General features: G+C 54.5%; 20 protein-coding genes. All 20 read left to right on the forward strand.

Annotated features, from left to right (window positions below):
• Position 1: 1 nt before the first annotated feature.
• Entirely contained in the window at positions 2 to 1276 is a 1275-nt protein-coding gene (locus NNL35_RS13925; RefSeq protein ID WP_111155379.1) for a M16 family metallopeptidase, read from the forward strand.
• Positions 1245 to 1703 carry a dUTP diphosphatase gene (dut, locus tag NNL35_RS13930; RefSeq protein WP_111155378.1) on the forward strand — a complete coding sequence of 153 codons (459 nt, stop codon included), beginning with the start codon at positions 1245 to 1247 and terminating at the stop codon, positions 1701 to 1703. Before NNL35_RS13925 ends, dut begins: the two co-directional genes overlap by 32 nt.
• 199 nt (positions 1704 to 1902) lie before the next feature.
• Complete coding sequence (gene dpsA / locus NNL35_RS13935; protein ID WP_111155377.1) at positions 1903 to 2805, forward strand: dipicolinate synthase subunit DpsA; 903 nt, start codon at positions 1903 to 1905, stop codon at positions 2803 to 2805.
• Entirely contained in the window at positions 2802 to 3392 is a 591-nt protein-coding gene (locus tag NNL35_RS13940; RefSeq protein ID WP_111155376.1) for a dipicolinate synthase subunit B, read from the forward strand. Before dpsA ends, NNL35_RS13940 begins: the two co-directional genes overlap by 4 nt.
• A gap of 89 nt (positions 3393 to 3481) precedes the next feature.
• Positions 3482 to 4522 carry an aspartate-semialdehyde dehydrogenase gene (locus tag NNL35_RS13945; protein WP_254553485.1) on the forward strand — a complete coding sequence of 347 codons (1041 nt, stop codon included), beginning with the start codon at positions 3482 to 3484 and terminating at the stop codon, positions 4520 to 4522.
• Between the two features lie 76 nt (positions 4523 to 4598).
• The gene (gene dapG, locus NNL35_RS13950; RefSeq protein WP_111155374.1) at positions 4599 to 5816 is read left to right on the forward strand and encodes an aspartate kinase; all 1218 of its coding nucleotides are present in this window, start codon (positions 4599 to 4601) and stop codon (positions 5814 to 5816) included.
• Positions 5817 to 5869: 53 nt separating this feature from the next.
• The gene (gene dapA / locus NNL35_RS13955) at positions 5870 to 6742 is read left to right on the forward strand and encodes a 4-hydroxy-tetrahydrodipicolinate synthase (RefSeq protein WP_111155373.1); all 873 of its coding nucleotides are present in this window, start codon (positions 5870 to 5872) and stop codon (positions 6740 to 6742) included.
• A 223-nt stretch (positions 6743 to 6965) separates the two neighbouring features.
• Positions 6966 to 8642 (forward strand): ribonuclease J, encoded by a 1677-nt coding sequence (locus tag NNL35_RS13960; protein ID WP_254553486.1) that lies wholly within the window; start codon positions 6966 to 6968, stop codon positions 8640 to 8642.
• Between the two features lie 187 nt (positions 8643 to 8829).
• On the forward strand, positions 8830 to 9654 hold the full coding sequence (locus NNL35_RS13965) for a ClpP family protease (RefSeq protein WP_006678375.1): 825 nt from the start codon (positions 8830 to 8832) through the stop codon (positions 9652 to 9654).
• Positions 9654 to 9863, forward strand: coding sequence for a YlzJ-like family protein (locus NNL35_RS13970; protein WP_006678374.1), 210 nt, complete (start codon positions 9654 to 9656; stop codon positions 9861 to 9863). The genes NNL35_RS13965 and NNL35_RS13970 overlap by 1 nt, the downstream gene beginning before the upstream one ends.
• 181 nt (positions 9864 to 10044) lie before the next feature.
• Positions 10045 to 12639, forward strand: a complete 2595-nt coding sequence (locus NNL35_RS13975; protein WP_006678373.1) for an FtsK/SpoIIIE family DNA translocase — start codon at positions 10045 to 10047, stop codon at positions 12637 to 12639.
• Positions 12640 to 12880: 241 nt separating this feature from the next.
• A complete protein-coding gene (gene sleB / locus NNL35_RS13980; protein WP_040732686.1) occupies positions 12881 to 13645 on the forward strand; it encodes a spore cortex-lytic enzyme in 765 nt (254 codons plus the stop codon).
• A 269-nt stretch (positions 13646 to 13914) separates the two neighbouring features.
• The gene (gene yfmF / locus NNL35_RS13985; RefSeq protein WP_006678371.1) at positions 13915 to 15198 is read left to right on the forward strand and encodes an EF-P 5-aminopentanol modification-associated protein YfmF; all 1284 of its coding nucleotides are present in this window, start codon (positions 13915 to 13917) and stop codon (positions 15196 to 15198) included.
• 3 nt (positions 15199 to 15201) lie between these two features.
• A complete protein-coding gene (gene yfmH, locus NNL35_RS13990; protein ID WP_006678370.1) occupies positions 15202 to 16485 on the forward strand; it encodes an EF-P 5-aminopentanol modification-associated protein YfmH in 1284 nt (427 codons plus the stop codon).
• 115 nt (positions 16486 to 16600) lie between these two features.
• Complete coding sequence (gene ymfI / locus NNL35_RS13995; RefSeq protein WP_006678369.1) at positions 16601 to 17347, forward strand: elongation factor P 5-aminopentanone reductase; 747 nt, start codon at positions 16601 to 16603, stop codon at positions 17345 to 17347.
• A 101-nt stretch (positions 17348 to 17448) separates the two neighbouring features.
• Positions 17449 to 17703 carry a DUF3243 domain-containing protein gene (locus NNL35_RS14000; RefSeq protein WP_006678368.1) on the forward strand — a complete coding sequence of 85 codons (255 nt, stop codon included), beginning with the start codon at positions 17449 to 17451 and terminating at the stop codon, positions 17701 to 17703.
• A 238-nt stretch (positions 17704 to 17941) separates the two neighbouring features.
• Positions 17942 to 18706, forward strand: a complete 765-nt coding sequence (locus NNL35_RS14005) for a DUF3388 domain-containing protein (protein ID WP_006678367.1) — start codon at positions 17942 to 17944, stop codon at positions 18704 to 18706.
• A 50-nt stretch (positions 18707 to 18756) separates the two neighbouring features.
• Positions 18757 to 19668, forward strand: a complete 912-nt coding sequence (locus NNL35_RS14010) for a helix-turn-helix domain-containing protein (RefSeq protein WP_006678366.1) — start codon at positions 18757 to 18759, stop codon at positions 19666 to 19668.
• 139 nt (positions 19669 to 19807) lie between these two features.
• On the forward strand, positions 19808 to 19972 hold the full coding sequence (locus tag NNL35_RS14015; protein WP_006678365.1) for a hypothetical protein: 165 nt from the start codon (positions 19808 to 19810) through the stop codon (positions 19970 to 19972).
• Positions 19973 to 20083: 111 nt separating this feature from the next.
• A complete protein-coding gene (locus NNL35_RS14020; RefSeq protein WP_006678364.1) occupies positions 20084 to 20572 on the forward strand; it encodes a YajQ family cyclic di-GMP-binding protein in 489 nt (162 codons plus the stop codon).
• Positions 20573 to 20608: the final 36 nt, after the last annotated feature.

Here is a 20608-nt window from a genome sequence, read left to right on the forward strand (position 1 = left end):
GGTGGAGAAAGTGCAGTTAAGCAATGGCCTGCGGGTCGTTATGGAAAAAATACCAACCTGCCGTTCCGTGTCATTCGGCATTTGGGTGAAGACCGGTTCACGCAATGAGAATGAGACGACCAACGGTATTTCTCATTTTATTGAGCACATGATGTTCAAAGGTACGGAGCGGTTCGATGCCAAGGCGATCGCGGATTCATTCGACGCAATCGGAGGGAATGTGAATGCATTTACTTCGAAGGAATATACGTGCTACTATGCGAAAGTGCTGGATGAGCATCTCCCGATAGCCGTCGATGTGCTGTCGGACATGTTTTTCCGTTCCGCCCTGCAGGCAGAAGAGCTGAGCAAGGAAAAGAACGTCATACTCGAGGAAATCGCGATGTATGAAGACACGCCCGATGATACGGTGCACGATCTCGTCACACGTGCCGCCTATGGCAGCCATCCGCTCGCGTATCCGATTCTCGGGACGAAGGAACGTCTCGAGCCGATGGGGTCTGCCGACTTGCGCCAATACATGCAGGAGCACTATACGATTGAAAATACGGTGATCGCCGTGGCGGGCAATTTCGATGCCTCCCTTTTGGAGCTGCTGGAGAAGCATTTCGGACATTTCCACAATTCCCGCCCGTCTCACGAGGTGTCTGCGCCAATATTCGGCGGGAGCTCGATCTTCCATCAGAAGAAGACCGAGCAGAATCATATTTGCTTGAGCTTGCCAGGCTGCTCCATGACCGATCCGCGGCTCTATGCCATGATCTTATTGAATAACGTTATCGGAGGCGGCATGAGCTCGCGCCTGTTCCAGGAGATCCGCGAGAAGCGTGGCTTGGCCTACGCGGTCTATTCCTATCATTCCTCTCATGCGGATTGCGGACTGTTCACCATCTATGCGGGCACGGCGCCGAAGCAGACGCAAGACGTGCTGGGCATTACGATCGACGTGCTCGGCAATCTCGCTGCCCACGGTCTGACGCAGGATGAATTGAAGAAGGGCAAGGAGCAGTTGAAAGGAAGCTTGATACTGGGGCTGGAGAGCACCGGCGCCCGGATGAACCGGTTGGGCAAGAACGAGTTGATGCTCGGCCGTCACTATACATTAGATGAAATTATTGCGCGGATCGATTCGATTACGATGGATGACATTACATATGTCTTATCCCGCATGCTGTCCGAGCCGTTTGCCGCGGCCATGGTTGGAGCGAACGATCGCGCAATTTCGGCTTTCAGGAGGGATACCTTTGTTACAGCAAGTCCATCAAGTTCAAATTAAAAAATTGCCCGGCAATGAAGACATTCCGTTGCCGCAGAAGATGTCCGATCTGGCGGCAGGCTTCGATCTGTATGCGGCGGTAAAAGAGCCGCTGACGCTGGCCCCCGGCCACCGGGCCCTGGTTCCGGCCGGGTTCGCGATGGCGATGCCGCCCTATTTAGAAGCGCAGATTCGCCCCCGCAGCGGACTGGCCTTCAAGCATGGCATCACTTGCCTCAATTCGCCGGGAACGATTGACGCGGATTACCGTGGCGAGGTGAAGGTGCTGCTTGTCAATCTCGGACAGCAGCATTTCACGATTGAGCGCAAGGAGCGGATTGCGCAGATGGTGCTCCAGTTCGTGCCGCAGATCGAACTGGCCGAAGTGGATGAGCTGTCCGACACCGCTCGCGGCGAAGGCGGCTTCGGCCACACCGGAACGAAATAGGTTGCCAATGCAGTCACTCTTACGGGTGGCTGCTTTTTTGATCTCACAGTCAGGGACGGACGGCCGCTTGAAGCCGGCCCGTCGCACGTTTCAGAAGAAAGGCCAAGCATCTCCCTCCTTCCAGCCGTTCGTTGCACCTTTTGTGGGCTCCCGAATAAGATGTTCTATACACTGCGGGGATAAGGAGTGAACGGCAAGCATGTTAACCGGAGTTCAAGTGGTGTTCATCGGCGGCGACGCCCGGCAGCTTGAAATCATTCAGAAGTTATCCGAGCTGGACGCCACCGTTATTCTAGTGGGCTATGAACAGCTGCAAAATCCGTTCCACGGCGTTCAGCGCCAACCGTTGACGCCGGAGCTGCTGAGAAAGGCCGATGCGGTCGTCCTGCCGGCGGTAGGGACGGATGACAAAGGGAAGGTTCATGCCATATTCACGTCGGAAGAGCTGATGCTGGCGGAAGAGCATGTGGCAGCCTTGCCGGAGCATGCCGTACTGTTTACCGGAATGGCGAAGCCGTACTTAAGCAAGCTGTGCACGAAATACCGGCTGAAGCTGTTCGAGCTGTTCGACAGGGATGACGTGGCGATATATAACTCGATCCCGACGGCCGAGGGCGCCCTGATGATGGCGATTCAGCATACGGATATTACGCTTCACGGCTCCGAGTCGGTCGTGCTCGGCATGGGACGAACCGGATTTACGATGGCGCGGACGCTGCTCGGCGTCGGGGCGCGGGTGCGGATTGGGGTAAGGCGGAACGAGCACTTCGCCAGGGCGACGGAGATGGGCTTCAACCCTTTCTATATAAGCGATTTGGCGCGGGAAGTGTCGAACATCGACTTGCTTTTTAATACGATACCGACTATGATAGTCACAGCGCAGGTCATTGCCCAAATACCCCATCGCGCGGTCATTATCGACCTGGCTTCGATGCCTGGAGGCGTCGACTTCCGGTTCGCCGAGAAGCGCGGAATCAAGGCGATGCTGGCCCCGGGATTGCCGGGGATCGTCGCGCCGAAGACGGCGGGACGCATCTTGGCTCAGAGCATCTCACAGCTGCTGCAGGAGTCCATGGTGGAACGGGGGGTAATAGGGCAATGAATTACAAGGGAATCACGGTAGGTTATGCGCTGACGGGATCTCACTGTACGTTCGAGGAAGTGATGCCCCAGATTCAGCGGTTCGTCGATGCGGGAGCGCAGGTCATTCCTATCGCTTCGAATACGGTGATGACGACGGACACACGGTTCGGAACATCGCAAGGTTGGCAAAAGCAGTTGAAAGAAATAACGGGGAATGATATTATTTCTACAATTGTGGAGGCGGAGCCGCTTGGCCCATCCAAGCTGCTGGACGTCATGGTTATCGCTCCTTGCACGGGCAATACGACGAGCAAGCTGGCGAACGCGATGACAGACAGCCCGGTCCTGATGGCCGCCAAGGCGCAGATGCGCAATCAGCGTCCGCTCGTGCTGGCCATCTCCACGAATGACGGCCTTGGCTTGAATGCGGCCAATATCGCCAAGCTGTTAGTGGCGAAGAACATATACTTCGTTCCATTCGGGCAGGACAATCCGGTTCAGAAGCCGAATTCGCTGGTCGCCCGCATGGATCTCGTGCCCGAGACCTGTCTTGCGGCGCTGGAGGGGAGACAGCTTCAGCCGCTGCTGGTGGAACGTTACCAATGAACATAACGTAGTGGATCATCTGCCGAGGGACGCTATCACGCATCCCTCGACAGTTGATATAGACGATGGCAAGAGGGGAGAAACGACATATGACGAATCAGAAGCGGTACAATGTTGCAGTAGTCGGCGCAACTGGCGCCGTAGGGGAACAGATTATCAAATTGCTGGAACAACGTCAATTTCCCATTGAGACGCTGACATTGCTGTCATCCGCTCGTTCCGCCGGAACGAAGATTGTATTTAACGGTCAGGAGATTACGGTGCAGGAAGCGAAGCCGGAGAGCTTCGAGGGAATCGATATTGCCTTGTTCAGCGCAGGCGGCGACGTGTCGAAGGCGCTTGCTCCGGAAGCGATTAAGCGGGGAGCGGTATGTATTGACAATACGAACGCCTTCCGCATGGATCCGAATACGCCGCTCGTCGTTCCTGAAGTGAATATAGACAAAGTGGCAGAGAATCAGGGCCTCATTGCCAATCCGAATTGCTCCACGATCCAGATGGTTGTCGCGTTGAAGCCGCTCTATGACCGGTACGGCATCTCCAAAGTAATCGTCTCGACTTATCAGGCGGTATCCGGAGCGGGAAGCCGCGCGATTGACGAGCTGGAGCGCCAGACGAAGGAAGCGCTGGAGGGCCGGGACGTGAATCCGGATATTCTTCCGGTGGGCTCCTTGCCGGTTAAGCACCAGATTGCCTTTAATGCGATCCCGCAAATCGATAAATTCCAAGACAACGGCTTTACGCTCGAAGAAATGAAAATGATTCGGGAAACGAAGAAAATTATGGGGGATGAAGATATACAGGTTACGACAACATGCGTGCGCATCCCTGTCGTATACGGCCATTCCGAGTCCGTATATGTCGAATTGAAGGAAGACTTCCAGCTTGATGAAGTCAAAGAGCTGTTGGCGAACGCACCGGGCATCACTTTGGTGGACGATCCGGAAGCACAACAGTACCCGCTGGCGACCGAATGCGCCGGGAAGCCGGACGTATTTGTCGGGCGGCTGCGCAGGGACTTGAACGAACCGCGCGCTCTTAACATGTGGATTGTATCCGATAACTTAATGAAAGGCGCTGCATGGAACGCGGTTCAAATTGCTGAACATATTGCGTCGGAGCGGCCATAACGGCAGGCTGCTCCTGCCCTTTTTTGTCTATCGGCACGTTATCTGGCAGTTAGTCTTCATGGTTGGAGGAAACGCTATGCGTATATTAGTACAGAAATTCGGCGGCACTTCTTTGTCTACCGCTGAAGCAAGAGAAAAAGTAGTTCAACATATACGGCGGGAGCTGGATCAAGGCTACCGCCTTGCCGTCGTCGTCTCCGCGATGGGCAGACGGGGAGAACCCTATGCAACCGATACCCTGCTTGATTGGATTCAAGAGAACGGAAGCGATCTTCCTGCGCGAGAGAAGGATTTATTGCTGTGTTGCGGTGAAATCATATCGGCAACGACCTTATGCGGCCTGCTCCGCCGCCACGACATCTCGGCGACCGTGCTGACGGGAGCTCAGGCCGGATTCCGGACGGATCACCAGTTCGGCAATGCCCGCATACTGGACGTATGTCCCGAGCGGGTCGTCGAAGGCTGGAACCATGCGGATGTCGTTATCGTCACCGGCTTCCAGGGACAGACCGATGAGGGCGATATGACGACCCTCGGCCGGGGAGGAAGCGACACATCCGCCACGGCGCTGGGTGCGGCGCTGCATGCGGAAATTGTCGATATTTATACCGATGTGAACGGCATATTGACCGCCGATCCGCGCTTGGTGGAAGATGCGAAGCCGTTATCGGTCGTAAGCTATACAGAGATGTGCAATCTGGCCCATCACGGGGCGAAAGTCATCCATCCGCGCGCGGTCGAGATTGCGATGCAGGCTCAGGTGCCTGTCCGCGTCCGCTCCACCTTCAGCGAAGACGAGGGGACGCTTGTCACTCATCCGGAAGGCTTCCAAGCGATGGAGACGGGCTTCGTCGATCGCTACGTGACAGGGATTGCTTACGTGAGCAATGTGACGCAAATCTCGGTGGAAGCCGAGGCGGGCGTCTATGATTTGCAGCTCAAAGTCTTCAAGGCGATGGCGCAAAATCATATTAGCGTAGACTTTATTAATGTTACCCCGTCTGGCGCCGTTTATACGGTGTTCGATACCGATGCCCCTAGAGCGCGCGAGGTGCTGGAGGAGATGGGCTTCGCCCCCCAATTCCTGTCCGGCTGCGCCAAAGTGTCGGTTATCGGCGGCGGCATCAACGGTGTGCCGGGAATTATGGCCACGATAGTAGAAGCATTGACGGAGCAGGAGATACAGATCCTGCAATCCGCCGATTCGAATACGACGATATGGGTTCTGGTACGGAAGGAAGATATGGTCCGGGCGCTGCGGGCGCTTCATTCGAAGTTCCATTTGGAGCGGTAATAGAAGATGCCGTCCAGGCATTGATCTGAAGTTGCAAGAGGAGGAGTCTAACAGTGGAGTTCGGAAGATTGATGACCGCCATGGTGACCCCGTTCGACGCCAACGAACGGATTCATTGGCCTGAAGTGGAACGTCTGATTCATGATTTGATCGAGGTGCAGCGGAACGATAGTCTGGTCATATGCGGAACGTCGGGCGAATCCCCGACCTTGACCGATGATGAGAAGGTGGAGCTGTTCAAGTTCGCTGTGGAAAAGGCTGCCGGACGCGCTCGGATCATTGCCGGAACAGGCAGCAACAACACGGCCCACTCGATTCATCTGACGAAGCTGGCCGAGGAAGCCGGCGTCGACGGCGTTCTATTGGTCGCTCCTTACTATAACAGACCGAATCAGGAAGGGCTGTACCGTCATTTCAAAGCGATTGCCGAATCGACGAAGCTGCCGGTCATCCTGTATAACGTTCCGGGACGGACCGCCGTAAGCCTGTCGGTCGAGACAACGCTTCGGCTGGCGGAGATACCGAATATCGTCGCGACGAAGGAATGCGCTTCGCTTGAGCAGATGACACTGATCGTCGATGGCGCGCCGGAAGGATTCTACGTCTACAGCGGCGACGACCCTCTGACGCTGCCGCTCCTGGCCGTGGGCGGCCACGGCATCATTAGCGTAGCGAGCCATCTTGTCGGCGCGGAGATGAAGACGATGATCGAAGCGTATCTGAACGGGGATAATGCGGAAGCGGCCCGGCTGCATCGCCGCCTGTATCCGGTCTTCAAGGGCCTGTTCCATTGTCCGAACCCGGTTCCCGTGAAGTACGCGCTTCAGCTCCGGGGCTATCATGTCGGCGGTGTCCGTCTGCCGCTGGTAGAGCCGTCCGAGAGCGAGGCCGCATTTATTCGCGAGCTGGTTGAATCGCTCAATTGACGTCTTATTTTAACGAAATAAATGAACGGTTTCAGGAGCCGATGCCTTGCGGGGCATCGGTTTTTGTTTTTCGGAGACAATAGGGCTGGGTAATCGCTGACTTGTGTTTTTCACTTTTGTTCATGTATAATGAGAATCAAGTGACTGGGTGCGGTATAATTTTGAAATGAAAGATGTTCATTGGTTGACGGCCAACTGAATATAGTAGGAGGTTAAGATCCACTTGTCGAAGAAAAACACCGCTGATAAATTATCTATCTTCGCATTGGGCGGCGTGGGCGAAATCGGGAAAAATATGTACGTCGTCCAATACGGAAACGATATCGTCGTCATCGATGCAGGGTTGAAGTTCCCGGAAGAAGATATGCTCGGAATTGATATTGTCATTCCGGATATTTCATATTTGACCGATAATCGTGACAAAGTAAGAGGAATCCTCATTACGCACGGACATGAAGATCACATCGGTGGTCTTCCCTATGTACTGAAGCATTTGAATGTGCCAGTGTACGGCACACGCTTGACGTTGGGCTTGATTGAGAGCAAGCTGCGTGAAGCCAATCTGCTGGGCGAGACGAAGCGCGTCCTGATTACGGCAGATTCCGAAGTGCAGCTCGGGTCGATCCGGGCGACATTCTTCAAGACGAACCACTCGATACCGGATTCGGTGGGGGTATGTCTGGAGACACCGGAAGGCAATGTCGTCCATACGGGCGATTTCAAGTTCGATCATACGCCGGTTAACGGGCAATATGCCGATCTGCAGCGTATGGCTGAAATCGGCAGCAAGGGCGTTCTTGCCCTGTTGTCTGACAGCACGAATGCAGAGCGTCCAGGCTATACGCCTTCCGAGAGCAGCGTCGGCATTGTGCTGGAGGAAATTTTCCGCAGTGCACAACAGCGCGTCGTGGTTGCGACGTTCGCTTCCAACATTCACCGGATACAGCAGGTGATTGAGGCAGCCCATGCGACGAACCGGAAGCTAACGGTGGTAGGGCGCAGCATGGTCAATGTCGTTACGATCGCTTCAGAACTCGGATATTTATATATTCCGGACGGCATGCTGATTGAACCGGATGAAGTGAACAAGATGGCTGCTGACCGGGTAGTCATTCTGTCCACCGGCTCCCAGGGCGAGCCGATGTCAGCTCTGACGCGGATGGCGCGTTCGACGCACCGCAAGGTTGATATTTTGCCTGGAGACACGGTCGTTATCGCCGCTACTCCGATTCCGGGGAATGAGAAGTATGTCGGACGAACTATCGATGAGTTATCCCGCTTGGGTGCGCATGTCATCTATAGCGGCATGAGAGCCGGCGTGCACGTATCCGGACACGGCAGCCAGGAAGAGCTCAAGCTGATGCTCAACCTGATGCGGCCTAAATATTTCATTCCGATTCACGGCGAGTACCGGATGCTGAGACACCACGCTCACCTCGCGGAGTCGGTCGGAATTGAGAAGGAAAACATTTTCATTACGGACATCGGAGATACCGTCGAGATTCAGAATGGCGCTGCCCGGCGCGGATCGAAGGTACAATCGGGCTACGTGCTCATTGACGGACTCGGCGTCGGCGATGTCGGCAATATCGTATTGCGCGATCGCAAATTGTTGTCTCAAGACGGCATTCTGGTCGTCGTTGTCACTTTGAGCAAGCAGGATGGAACGATTCTGTCTGGTCCAGATATCATTTCGCGCGGATTCGTCTATGTCCGTGAATCGGAAGGTCTTCTGGATGAAGCCAATCGCATCGTCACTTCGACGCTTCATAAGCTGATGAACGAGAATGTGAATGAGTGGGCTTCGCTCAAGACGAATGTGAAGGATGCGCTGGGCCGGTTCCTGTATGAGCAGACCCGCCGCCGTCCGATGATTCTGCCTATTATTATGGAAGTCTAATAAGTATGGGACGGGAATCCCAGTCACCAGTTATTCTCGTCCCGGCTTATTTTGAAGGAAAGCTGACACCCCTGTTTTCGGCGGGGGCTGTCGGCTTTTTTGCATGCCGGAGAGAGGATAGGCATAACGCCGGAATGAGTTGCGCAACCTATGACGGCACCCACTAGACATAATGGAGGGAATACAGATGCCTGATCCGAACATAGATCCTTATCAGCCGGCCTTTCATCAGAACGAGACGCCGCCCGACGGAACCAACCCGTCCGGGGCGAACACCCCGCCCCCTGTCGAGAACATCCAGCAGTTGGGAACGGCTTCCACTCCGTCGCCGGGAGAATCCAATATTTATTGCCTGAATATTATCGGGCAGATTGAAGGCCATATCGTGCTGCCGCCTCAAAATAAAACGACGAAATATGAGCATGTCATTCCACAGTTGGTCGCCGCGGAGCAGAATGCCAAAATCGAAGGCGTCCTGATTATATTGAATACGGTGGGCGGAGACGTGGAAGCGGGCTTGGCGATCGCGGAAATGATCGCATCGATGTCGAAGCCGACTGTCACGCTCGTCTTGGGCGGCGGACACAGCATCGGCGTGCCGATAGCCGTCGCCTCGCAGATGAGCCTGATCGCAGAGACGGCCACGATGACGATTCATCCCATCCGGTTGACCGGGCTAGTCATCGGCGTGCCGCAAACGTTTGAATATTTGGATAAAATGCAGGAGCGAGTCGTAAGGTTCGTAACCTCTCATTCCCGCGTATCCGAGCATAAATTCAAGGAATTGATGTTCACGACGGGAGAGCTGACCCGGGATATCGGAACGACGGTGATCGGGCACGATGCGGTGCGTTACGGCCTTATCGATGAAGTGGGCGGAGTCGGAGCGGCTCTGCGTCATCTCAATCGTTTGATTGATGAGTGGAAATTCAACAAAAAAGCGCAGCCAGGCAACGGAGCAACGATGCCGCCTCCTGTCCAGCAGCCGCCATTCGAGGGGGGCCAAGTCTGATGCTCCATTCGATCATTCCAATGGAAGAAATATGGAGAGGCTATGACAAGGAGCCCCGCTTCTTCGAGATGAAGCGGAACGGGCGGACCCTGCTCGTCGAAGCGGTCGATGGCAGAACGGTCCGGATCGAACGGCTGCTGCAGGAGCAGGATATTCAAGATTTCCTTCAACCCGAATATATGCCGGGCACGATGATTTCTCTCGGATGAGACGGAATCGGGGATACGGATGATGACAAGCACGCTTCATGATTGGAGCGTGCTTGCGCCTGTTCTGAGGACATACTCACTGAACCAATGAAAGAAGATTTTCCCCGCCGCGGCCCCTCTTTAATCCCGATAGGAAGAACGGTTGTTCTGTGATATAATGGATCGATGGAGGTGAGCGCATTTGCCACGGAGGAAGAAAAAAAAGGCGTCCTTCAGCAAGAGTCTGAAATATGAAATCTACGGTATTTTGCTGATAACATGTTCGGTCATTGCCCTTGCAGGCGGCGCGGCATTCGGCCGCTCCTTATCCAAGATCGCGGGCATGCTGCTGGGGAAATGGTACTTTATTATACCGCTTGTGTTCATATATCTCGGACTTGCCGTCATGATCAAGCGCCAGTGGCCTTCCGGCTGGAATCCGCGGAAGACGGGGCTGCTCTGCATCATACTGGCTCTGACGATGATAAGCACGGTCAACACGGTGGAGCAGCGGATACTTCCCGGCGCGGAGGAGGTTCGCGCGGGCATTATTTTTCAAGACATACATAACGCATTGAAAGTGGAATTGCTGCAGTCTCCGGACACAGGCTCAGCCGGTACGATGCTGCAGAAGGATATAAGCGGCGGATATATCGGGGCGGCGCTGTATTGCGTCCTGTTCGTGCTGTTCGGGAGTCTGGGCACGAAGCTGTTGACGATCGTGCTGCTGTTCATCGGCTTCATGCTGGCGACTCAGCTGTCCTATGTCGAGCTGGTGCGCTTGATACGAACCCAGATTAAGAAATGGGCCGCCATTATGAACAAGAAACGCAAAGCGCGGCTTAATGAACGCAAGGTGGCGGAGAGCAAAAGCCGGACTGCCGCCAAGGCTAAGCGTTCGCGCGATCGAATTCCCGATCCGGTGGAAGAAGAGGATGAGGATGAGGACGGTCCTCCGCGCCGGAAAAAGGTTCCCATCTTCGTACAATTGTTCGGCGGCAAGCGCCAGACGGATATGGAGGACGAAGAATATGCCGAGGATCCGGCCGTATTCACGGCAGGCGCCCCGAGCGCGATTCCGGTGCATCAGGAGACGGAAGAGCCGTCACCTGCCGCTGACGGAGGGGAGGAAGCAGCGCCGCTGTTCCGCGACTTCACCGCTCAGCAGGCATCCGATGCGGCCGGGTGGCAGGAGGCCGATGAAGATGGCATCCACGAGATCGAACCTGTCACTCCGCAGGTCGGCGATCCTTCGGGCGGGAAGGAAGAGACTGGCTCTGATTCCGCGCCGGCGAATGCCGGACACGAATCATCGGACGGGGATGAGCCGGATGCGGCCGGAGCTCCGCCTGCGCCGGTCAAGAAGCCGCCGAAGCCGTACCGGCTTCCTTCCTTCTCGCTGCTTGCGAAGCAGCAGGGCGCAGGCAAGGGCGGCGAGCATTCCGACTTCATGCAGACGGCACGCAAGCTGGAAGCGACGCTGGAGAGCTTCGGGGTCCGCGCCAAAGTATTGGAAGTGGTGCGGGGACCTGCCGTTACACGCTACGAGATTCAGCCGGATATCGGCGTCAAGGTAAGCCGCATCGTCAGCCTGTCTGACGATATCGCCCTTGCCTTGGCGGCGAAGGACATCCGTATGGAGGCGCCGATTCCGGGGAAATCGGCCATCGGCATCGAAGTGCCGAATAATGAAGTGTCGGTCGTAACGATGCGGGAAGTGATGGAGACGCCAACCTTTACCGAGGCGCCCTCCAGGTTATCCATCGCCCTCGGCCGCGATATTTCCGGGATGCCGATCGTCGGCAATCTGGCGCGGATGCCCCATCTGCTCGTCGCGGGCGCGACCGGCTCAGGGAAGTCGGTCTGCATTAACGGCATTATTACGAGCATTCTGTACAAGGCGAAGCCGGATGAGGTCAAGTTCCTCATGGTCGACCCGAAGATGGTCGAGCTGAATGTGTATAACGGCATTCCGCACTTGCTCGCTCCGGTCGTCACCGATCCGAAGCGGGCGTCGCTTGCCCTCAAAAAAATCGTTGTCGAGATGGAGAAGCGCTATGAGCTGTTCTCCAAATCCGGAACGCGGAATATCGAAGGCTATAATAAGCTGATGGCGGAGCAGCCGGAAATGCTGCTGCCGTACATCGTCGTCATCGTGGACGAGCTGGCCGATCTGATGATGGTCGCCGCGAACGATGTTGAGGACGCGATCTGCCGTCTCGCCCAGATGGCGCGGGCCGCGGGGATCCATCTCATTATCGCGACCCAGCGGCCATCGGTCGATGTCATCACCGGGCTTATCAAGGCGAACATTCCTTCCCGGATTGCCTTCGGCGTGTCGTCGCAGGTCGATTCGCGAACGATTCTCGATTCGGCCGGAGCGGAGAAGCTGCTCGGACGGGGAGATATGCTCTTCCTGCCGGTAGGCGCTTCGAAGCCGGTTCGGGTCCAGGGCGCCTTCCTGTCCGATCAGGAGGTAGAGGCGGTTGTCACGTATGTGAGCAGCCAGGGAGAAGCGGAGTACAACGAAGAGCTTGTTCCCGAACTGGATGAGAACGGGATGGCTTCGGATGAGCCGGTCGATGAATTGTATGACCAGGCACTGCAGATTGTGCTGGAGGCTCAACAAGCATCGGCCTCGCTGCTGCAGCGGCGGATGCGCATTGGCTATAATCGCGCGAGCCGGCTGATCGATTATATGCATATGCAGGGAATTATCGGGCCGCATGAAGGAAGCCGCCCGCGGGAAGTGCTCATGACGCTGGAGCAATTTGAACAGAGCAAGTTATCCTCTTAGGGCGGATGACAAACCATATAAGCATTAATGAAAAGACGCTGCGGCGTCTTTTTTTTGCAGCCAACGGAGAAATCCAATGAAATTTCTTGCCTGAACGGATGGGATACTGGGCAAAGATTGCTCTTATGTAGAGTCACCCGCAGCAACGCCGAAGTGGCAAGGTGAATAGAAAATGCTTGGTTTTCTCATAATAAAGTTGCCAATCCTGTCAAATTCACAAGAGAGAGGTAGACGTTAGGCCATGAGAAAACACATGATTTGGATTACGATGTGTATGGTATTCGTTCTGTTCGGCGCTTACCAATACAAGCATATGACGGAAAACGCGGCCACCTTCAGCGGCGCGACGCTAACGTACGGTTCCCAGGGGCAAGACGTAAGGGAGCTTCAGGGCCGCCTGAAATTTCTCGGCTTCTATTACGGCAAGGTTGATGGCGTATTCGGCAGCAAGACTCAGGGCTCCGTCGAATGGTTCCAATCGGAATTCGGCATGCCGGTGGACGGCGTTGTCGGATCAAAAACAAGAAACATGCTGGTCAAGGCGACGAAGGACTGGAAGCCGGAGGCGCCGGCGCCGAGCGGCACAGCAGGCGGAGGCAAGCCCACTGGCGGCAAGCCAAGCAATATTAGCGGCTCCAATGCGATGGGATTGTCAGAGAATGATTTGAAGCTGATGGCCAATGCGGTGTACGGTGAAGCCCGGGGGGAGCCGTATGAAGGCCAGGTGGCGGTTGCTGCGGTTATTTTGAATCGGGTGAAATCCCCTAGCTTCCCGAATACCGCATCCGGCGTCATCTTCCAACCGGGAGCCTTCACCGCCGTAGCTGACGGTCAGATCTGGCTTGAGCCGAATGAGCGGGCGCGTCAGGCGGTCCAAGATGCTCTGAACGGCTGGGACCCGTCGGGAGGTTGCTTGTACTACTTCAATCCGGAGACCGCGACGTCCAAATGGATCTGGACACGGCCGCAGGTGAAGACGATTGGAAAACATATCTTCTGTATGTAATCCATGACGAAGAAGCAATGGTCTGACTGGCCGATTGCTTCTTTTGTTCAAATATAAGCAAGTACGGGATCCCGTCTATACTTGACTTATTTTCACCCAGAAACGCTTTCCGTCCTTGGAGGGGATGAAGGCGTTTCTGCTTGTCTCGCCGCTGCCCACCATTTATTTTAGGACATGCTCATGTAAAACAGGTATACATCGGGTACGTATCGAATATAACATGCATGACATCAGCCGTGCATCGTACACGGAAGAAAAGGGGTAAGTACATGGAGAAGCAACCGACGTTCGAACGAGGAACGGTCAATGGGATTCGCATTCACGTCATGCCGACGAAGCGGTTCAAGACCTATGCGATCGCCGTCTACATGGGCGCGCCGCTGCAGGAAGACACCGTGACTCCGCTGGCGCTGACGCCATTCGTGCTGCGGCGGGGGACGGAAGCGTACCCGGAGACGATCCGGTTCCGCGAGAGACTGGATGAACTGTATGGAGCCGGGTTCGGCTTCGATATTTATAAGCGGGGCGATTATCAAATTGTGCAGTTCCGCATGGATGTCATCAACGACGCTTTTGTGCAATCGGCCGATTCCTTGCTGGAGAAGGCATTTGAATTTCTGGGAGGATGCATCACAGCGCCGGTGACCCCGGACGGCGTCTTTCGCTCTAAATATGTAAAGGAAGAAAAAGAAACGCTGACGCAGCGGATTGAAGCGATCGTGAATGACAAAATCCGTTATGCCGCCGAGCGCTGCATCGAAGAGATGTGCAAGGAGGAGCCGTACCGTCTCCATGCGCTTGGCAACCGCCGCGAGTTGGAGGGCATCGATGCCAGTTCGCTGTACCGCCATTACCAGGAATGGCTGGAGCACTCGGCCATCGATGTCTATGTCATCGGCGATACGAGTCTGGAGGAGGTCGAACGGCTCGTGAAGGATTCATTCCGTATCAACCGCGCAGGCGAGACACCTTATGCCCGTTCGATTCCGGTGCCGCGCACGGGAGAGCCGAATACGGTCATCGAGAGGCTGGAAGTGACCCAGGGCAAGCTGAATCTCGGTCTCCGCACCACGATAACCTACGCCGACGACGCGTATCCGGCCGCCCTCCTGTTCAACGGAGTGCTTGGCGGATACCCGCATTCGAAGCTGTTTATTCATGTCAGGGAAAAGAACAGTCTCGCTTACTACGCATCGTCGCGGTTGGATGGCCATAAAGGGATTTGCGCCATTCAATCGGGAATTGAATTCCAGAACTACGAAAAAGCGAAGCAGATTATTTTGGAGCAGATCGAAGCGATGAAAGCAGGACGCATCGATGCGAAGGAGCTGCAGCAGACGAAGGCGATGATCGCCAATCAGCTGCGGGAGATCGGGGATTCGGCCTTCGAAATGATCGGGTTCGATTTCAACCGCGTGCTGTCCGGCAAGGAGCGGACGACATCGCAATTGATCGCCGCCACGGAGGAGATGGAGGCGTCAGCCATCCAAGCCGCCGCCGAGACGTTTCATGTCGACACGATTTATTTCTTGCGCAACCGGGAGGAGGTATAAGGCATGGAACAACGCCGCTATTCCCAACTACAGGAGACGCTCTATTACGAGCGGATGGACAATGGGCTGGACGTCTATGTGCTGCCGAAGCCCGGCTTCCAGAAGACATACGCGTCCTTTTCCACCAAGTATGGGTCGATTGACAATCACTTTCGGGTAGAAGGGCAGGATGCCGTTAAGGTTCCTGACGGGATTGCCCATTTCCTCGAGCATAAAATGTTCGAGGAGCCGGAAGGCGACATCTTCGCCACCTTCGCGGAGCAGGGAGCTTCGGCCAATGCGTTCACGACATTCGATCGGACCGTCTACTTATTCTCTTCCACCAGCAATATCGAGAAAAATGTGGAAACGCTTGTCGATTTTGTGCAGCGTCCTTATTTTACGGATGAAAATGTGGAGAAGGAAAAGGGCATTATCGCGCAGGAAATCAATATGTACCGCGATAATCCAACCTGGCGCGTCTACTTCGGACTCATCGAAGCGATGTATCAGGTCCATCCCGTCCATATCGATATCGCCGGCACGGTAGAATCGATCGGCACGATAACGAAGGATACGCTGTATACATGCTACCATACGTTCTACCACCCGACCAATATGCTGCTCTTTATCGTCGGGGGCGTTGATCCGGAGCGGATGATGGCCTTAATCCGCGAGAACCAGGCCCGCAAATCATTCGAGCCGCAGGGCAAGATCGAACGTATTTTTGACAGCGAGCCGGAGACGGTGCGCGAAGCCCGCAAAGTAGCGAAGCTGCCGGTCTCGTTGCCGCGCTGCTACTTCGGATGCAAGGAACCGAAGCCAGGTCTGAACGGTCGTGCCTTGCTGGAATATGAAATCGCGACGCGCATCATGATGGATCTGCTGCTCGGCTCTAGCTCGGCCTTGAACCAGATATTATACGAGGAAGGGCTGACGACAGATTCGTTCGGGAGCGAGTTCAACTGCAGCCCGGATTACGCTTTCTCGATTATGGGAGGAGAGACGAAGGATCCGGACCGTCTGGTGGAGCGGGTGCAGGAGCTGGTGGATGATGCGAAGAAGACGGGATTTGAGCCGGCTTCCTTCGAGCGCATCCGCAGCAAAGCGATCGGCGCCTACTTGCGTATGCTGAATTCGCCAGAGACCATTGCGAATGAATTCACGAAGTTTAAGTTCCGGGAGGCGGATTTATTTGATATACTTTCCGTATACGAATCGCTGACACTGGAACAGATTCACCAACGGCTGCAGGATCATTTCGATTGGAACCGTCTGGCGGTATCGATTGTCGAGAAGCCGGATTGAAGCTTGAATACACTTCGAAAGGCATTGCTCTTCGAAGGTGAGGAGGAAGGCGTGCCTGGCAGGCGCGCCTTCTGTTCTGATTGCCGGTCGGCGGGAACAAAGGAGTGCATGACAGATGAAAGCATTGGCAGACACCTCGGTGCTCATTACCGGAGCAAGCCGCGGCATAGGCGCCGCGATTGCGCACAGGTTCGCCTCCGTCGGAATGAAGGTTATCATCCATTACTTGAATTCGCATGAAGCCGCCAACGAAGTCGCGAGAGCCTGTCTTGCATACGGTGGCGAGGCCATTACGATTCGCGCCGATCTTCGTTCGGCCGAACAGATCGACCGCATGAAATCCAAGCTGGACGAGTTGGGCTTTACGCCCGACATTTTGGTGAACAATGCGGGAACCGCCTATTACGGCCTGTTCACCGATGTGACGGAGGAAGAATGGGACGATTGCATGAACATCAATCTGAAGGGAATGTTCCTCTGCACCCAGCGGTTCGCCCCGCATATGATCTCGCAAAAGTACGGCCGCATTATTAACGTCTCCTCGGTATGGGGAATAACGGGCGCCTCGTGCGAAGTGATGTATTCAACCGCCAAAGGAGGCGTCAATGCCTTCACGAAATCATTGGCCAAGGAGTTGGCTCCGTCCGGCGTGACCGTGAACGCCGTCGCACCCGGGGCCGTGGATACCGATATGATGAAGCATTTGGATACGTCGGAACGAAGCGCTTTGGAGGAAGATATTCCTGCAGGCCGGTTAGGCACGCCGGACGAAATTGCCTCGCTGGTTTATTTTCTGGCTTTGCCGGAATCCGGCTACATTACGGGACAAGTCATCAGCCCAAACGGGGGCTGGCAGACGTAACCCGCCCTGCAGCCAGCTTGCTCCATGCATAATTCATGCCCCGGAGGACCATATTACGACTGTTGACGCATTATTTTAATTAGCCACAAGGAGGCGTTCTCATGTCATCTGTACTGAAAAATTTCGACACGTGGAAAAAGTTTCTCGGCGAGCGCGTCAAGCAGGCGAAAGGACTGGGCATGACCGAAGACACCATCTCTAACCTGGCCTACGAGATCGGTTCGTTTCTGGAGGAGAAGGTCGACCCGCAAAGTCAGGAAAACCGGGCGCTGAAGGAATTGTGGGAAGTCGGCACCGAGCAGGAGCGGAAGGTGCTGGCAAGCTTGATGGTCAAATTGGCAGAACGCCATAGTTAAAAAGGACTTTTGAATAAAGGAAGGAAGTTCTGCAAAGAGCTTTCTTTCTTTTCCATCTCAAAAAAATATGATCGGGAATACATGTCATATAAGCTGACAATCTGCTATAATGGATATGTCCGCCAAGCGGTAATTTGTGACCGCTTTTTCTTATTTGTTCCGTGAAGCCAGGTGGAATTTGCGGGCCGAGTATTGTAGAATGAAAACGGCGGAACTGTAACTGCGGACGAGGTGCGTCATGGAGTACAAACAGTGGTATATGGAATATAAAATACATAAAAACCGCCCGGGATTGCTGGGAGACATCGCGTCGCTGCTCGGCATGCTGGAGGTCAACATTTTGACGATTAACGGGGTCGAAGATAAGACCAGAGGCATGCTCCTTCAGACCGATGACGACGAGAAAATCGAAGTCATGGGCAAGATGTTGCAAAAAGTAGACAACATTACGGTGTCCGCGCTGCGGCAGCCCCGGCTGGTAGATATTTTGGCCGTGCGCCATGGCCGCTATATCGAGCGCGATTCGGACGATCGGAAGACGTTCCGTTTTACCCGGGACGAACTTGGCTTGCTCGTTGATTTCCTTGGCGAAATATTCAAGCGCGAAGGCCATCAGGTGATCGGCGTGCGCGGCATGCCGCGGGTCGGCAAGACGGAGTCCATCATTGCGGGAAGCGTCTGCTCCATGAAGCGCTGGTCCTTCGTCTCCTCGACGCTTCTGCGCCAGACGGTGCGGAGCCAGATGTCCGAGGACGAGATGAATGTCAACAATATTTTCATTATAGACGGCATCGTGAGCACCATTCGGTCCAATGAACGCCACGCGGCCTTGCTGCAGGAAATACTCGGGATGCCGTCGACGAAGGTCATTGAGCACCCGGATATATTCGTGAAGGAAACCCGCTACGATTATGATTTCTTTGATTATATCATTGAACTGCGGAATAGCCCCGACGAAGAGATTACATATGAATCTTTTACGGCGAATTATTATGATTTTTAAATAGGATGAAAGCACCAACCGGAGAGAGATTTTGTGCAGGAGGTGAAAATGTGTCGGAATTGGGGCAGTTGTTGAAAAAGGCCAGGCTTGAGAAGGGCCTCACGCTGGATGACGTTCAAGAAGCGACCAAAATCCGCAAACGTTATCTGGAAGCGATAGAAGAAGGGGATTACAAAGTGCTGCCGGGCTCGTTCTACGTGCGCGCCTTCATTAAGACGTACGCAGAGACGGTGGGCTTGAATCCGGATGAGCTCCTGCAATTTTATCGCAATGATATTCCCGCTCCGGAAGTGGAGACGACGGTAGAGCCAATGATTCGGAAGAAGCGCCGTGCGGTCCATTCGGACAAGTTCGGGCGTTGGGCGACGACGATACTGATGTGGTCGTTTTTGGCCCTGATCATTGTGATTGTTTATTTTTATGTGGTGAACAATAAGACACCGGATAATCAGACATCTGACAATTCGGGAATTATAAGCGGCACGACAGGGGAGAAAACACCGGACACCGGCGCCCAGACTCCGTCCCCGGGCAGCGGCAATGGAACCAAGGAGCCGGACACGACGGTGCCGCCGGTTGAACCGGAGAAGGAGCCTATCGTCGCGCGCACGTCTCCGAACGGATACGAATATGCCGTCGCTTCGCCGGAAGGTGGCAAGGCGGAAGCCGAGATTGCCGCTACAGGCAGAAGCTGGATCTCGGTGCGGGAAGGCAGCGGCCAAGGCAAGATGTTGTTCGAGGGCACCGTTGATGCGGATTTCAAGCAGACCTTCGAAATCCCGGAAGCGGGATTGTATTTCCGATCCGGGAGAACGGACAATACGTCCATTACCGTGTTTGGCCAATCGCTGGATGACGGTAATTCCGCCAATAACCCAACCAATGTCATCGTCAAGGTCGTCTCCTATGAAGAAGCGGAGAAGCTTGCGGCAGAGGGCGGAGGCGCTTCCGGAGGCCAATAAATAGCGTAACCGGCTTGAATAGAAGCCCATTCGAAGAGAGGGACGATCCGGCTGCATGCTCTATCGCATAATCGCACCTGAACGGGAGAGAATAATGTTACGGCGTACGTTTAATCTCTCCGGAAGTGAGGTGTCGAACATGGCAGTAAGTTGGATCGTCACAGGCTTGGGCGTCATCGTCAGCTTGTTGGGCTATTACTTGACTCCGAGCGCATGGGGCTACGGAATTTTGGGATTCGGGCTGGCACATATTGTGCTTGGCGTGCTGGATATGTTCCGGGCGCCTTCACGCAGCCGTTACTGAATGCCGTTAACGGCACAGGCATTCCTTTATGCTGACCAGCGAAGGAGTGCCTTTGTGCTGTACATATGGAAGCAGAGGTTGTTCATACTTTAAGGAAAGGGAGAGATGAACATGGCCGAGTACTCATTTGATATCGTATCGAAGATGGATATGCAGGAACTGAATAACGCCGTCCAGCAAGCGATGAAGGAGATCGGGGGGCGGTATGATTTCAAAGGGAGCAAAAGCGACATCTCGCTGGATAAAAATGAGATGGTCGTCTTGTCCGATGATGAATACAAACTGAAGAGCGTGCTCGATATTTTGCAATCGAAAATGATCAAACGGGGCTTGTCTCCCAAAAACATGCAGTATGGGAAAATTGAGCCCGCTTCGGGCGGGACGGTTCGTCAACGCATCCAGCTGAAGCAAGGCATCGAGCAGGATATTTCCAAAAAAATCAACATCTTGATTCGGGACTCCAAGCTAAAGGTAAAAAGTCAAATTCAAGGCGATCAGCTTCGGGTAACCGGAAAAAACAAAGATGATTTGCAGGCCGTTATGCATCTGCTGAAAGAGGCCGATATTCCATTGGATTTGCAATTTACGAATTACCGTTAGTCCAAAAAAGGCCGGCTTTAGCTTCGTGATCAATAT

This window comes from Paenibacillus dendritiformis, assembly GCF_945605565.1.
GTDB lineage: Bacteria > Bacillota > Bacilli > Paenibacillales > Paenibacillaceae > Paenibacillus_B > Paenibacillus_B dendritiformis_A.

Coding starts and splice junctions, on each gene's coding strand:
- dpsA (WP_111155377.1), top strand. CDS start 1,903: ATGTTAACCGGAGTTCAAGTGGTGTTCATCGGCGGCGACGCCCGGCAG.
- NNL35_RS14015 (WP_006678365.1), top strand. CDS start 19,808: ATGGCAGTAAGTTGGATCGTCACAGGCTTGGGCGTCATCGTCAGCTTG.
- NNL35_RS13965 (WP_006678375.1), top strand. CDS start 8,830: ATGCCTGATCCGAACATAGATCCTTATCAGCCGGCCTTTCATCAGAAC.
- sleB (WP_040732686.1), top strand. CDS start 12,881: ATGAGAAAACACATGATTTGGATTACGATGTGTATGGTATTCGTTCTG.
- NNL35_RS13970 (WP_006678374.1), top strand. CDS start 9,654: ATGCTCCATTCGATCATTCCAATGGAAGAAATATGGAGAGGCTATGAC.
- NNL35_RS14020 (WP_006678364.1), top strand. CDS start 20,084: ATGGCCGAGTACTCATTTGATATCGTATCGAAGATGGATATGCAGGAA.
- ymfI (WP_006678369.1), top strand. CDS start 16,601: ATGAAAGCATTGGCAGACACCTCGGTGCTCATTACCGGAGCAAGCCGC.
- dapG (WP_111155374.1), top strand. CDS start 4,599: ATGCGTATATTAGTACAGAAATTCGGCGGCACTTCTTTGTCTACCGCT.
- NNL35_RS13945 (WP_254553485.1), top strand. CDS start 3,482: ATGACGAATCAGAAGCGGTACAATGTTGCAGTAGTCGGCGCAACTGGC.
- NNL35_RS13940 (WP_111155376.1), top strand. CDS start 2,802: ATGAATTACAAGGGAATCACGGTAGGTTATGCGCTGACGGGATCTCAC.
- NNL35_RS14005 (WP_006678367.1), top strand. CDS start 17,942: ATGGAGTACAAACAGTGGTATATGGAATATAAAATACATAAAAACCGC.
- yfmF (WP_006678371.1), top strand. CDS start 13,915: ATGGAGAAGCAACCGACGTTCGAACGAGGAACGGTCAATGGGATTCGC.
- yfmH (WP_006678370.1), top strand. CDS start 15,202: ATGGAACAACGCCGCTATTCCCAACTACAGGAGACGCTCTATTACGAG.
- NNL35_RS14000 (WP_006678368.1), top strand. CDS start 17,449: ATGTCATCTGTACTGAAAAATTTCGACACGTGGAAAAAGTTTCTCGGC.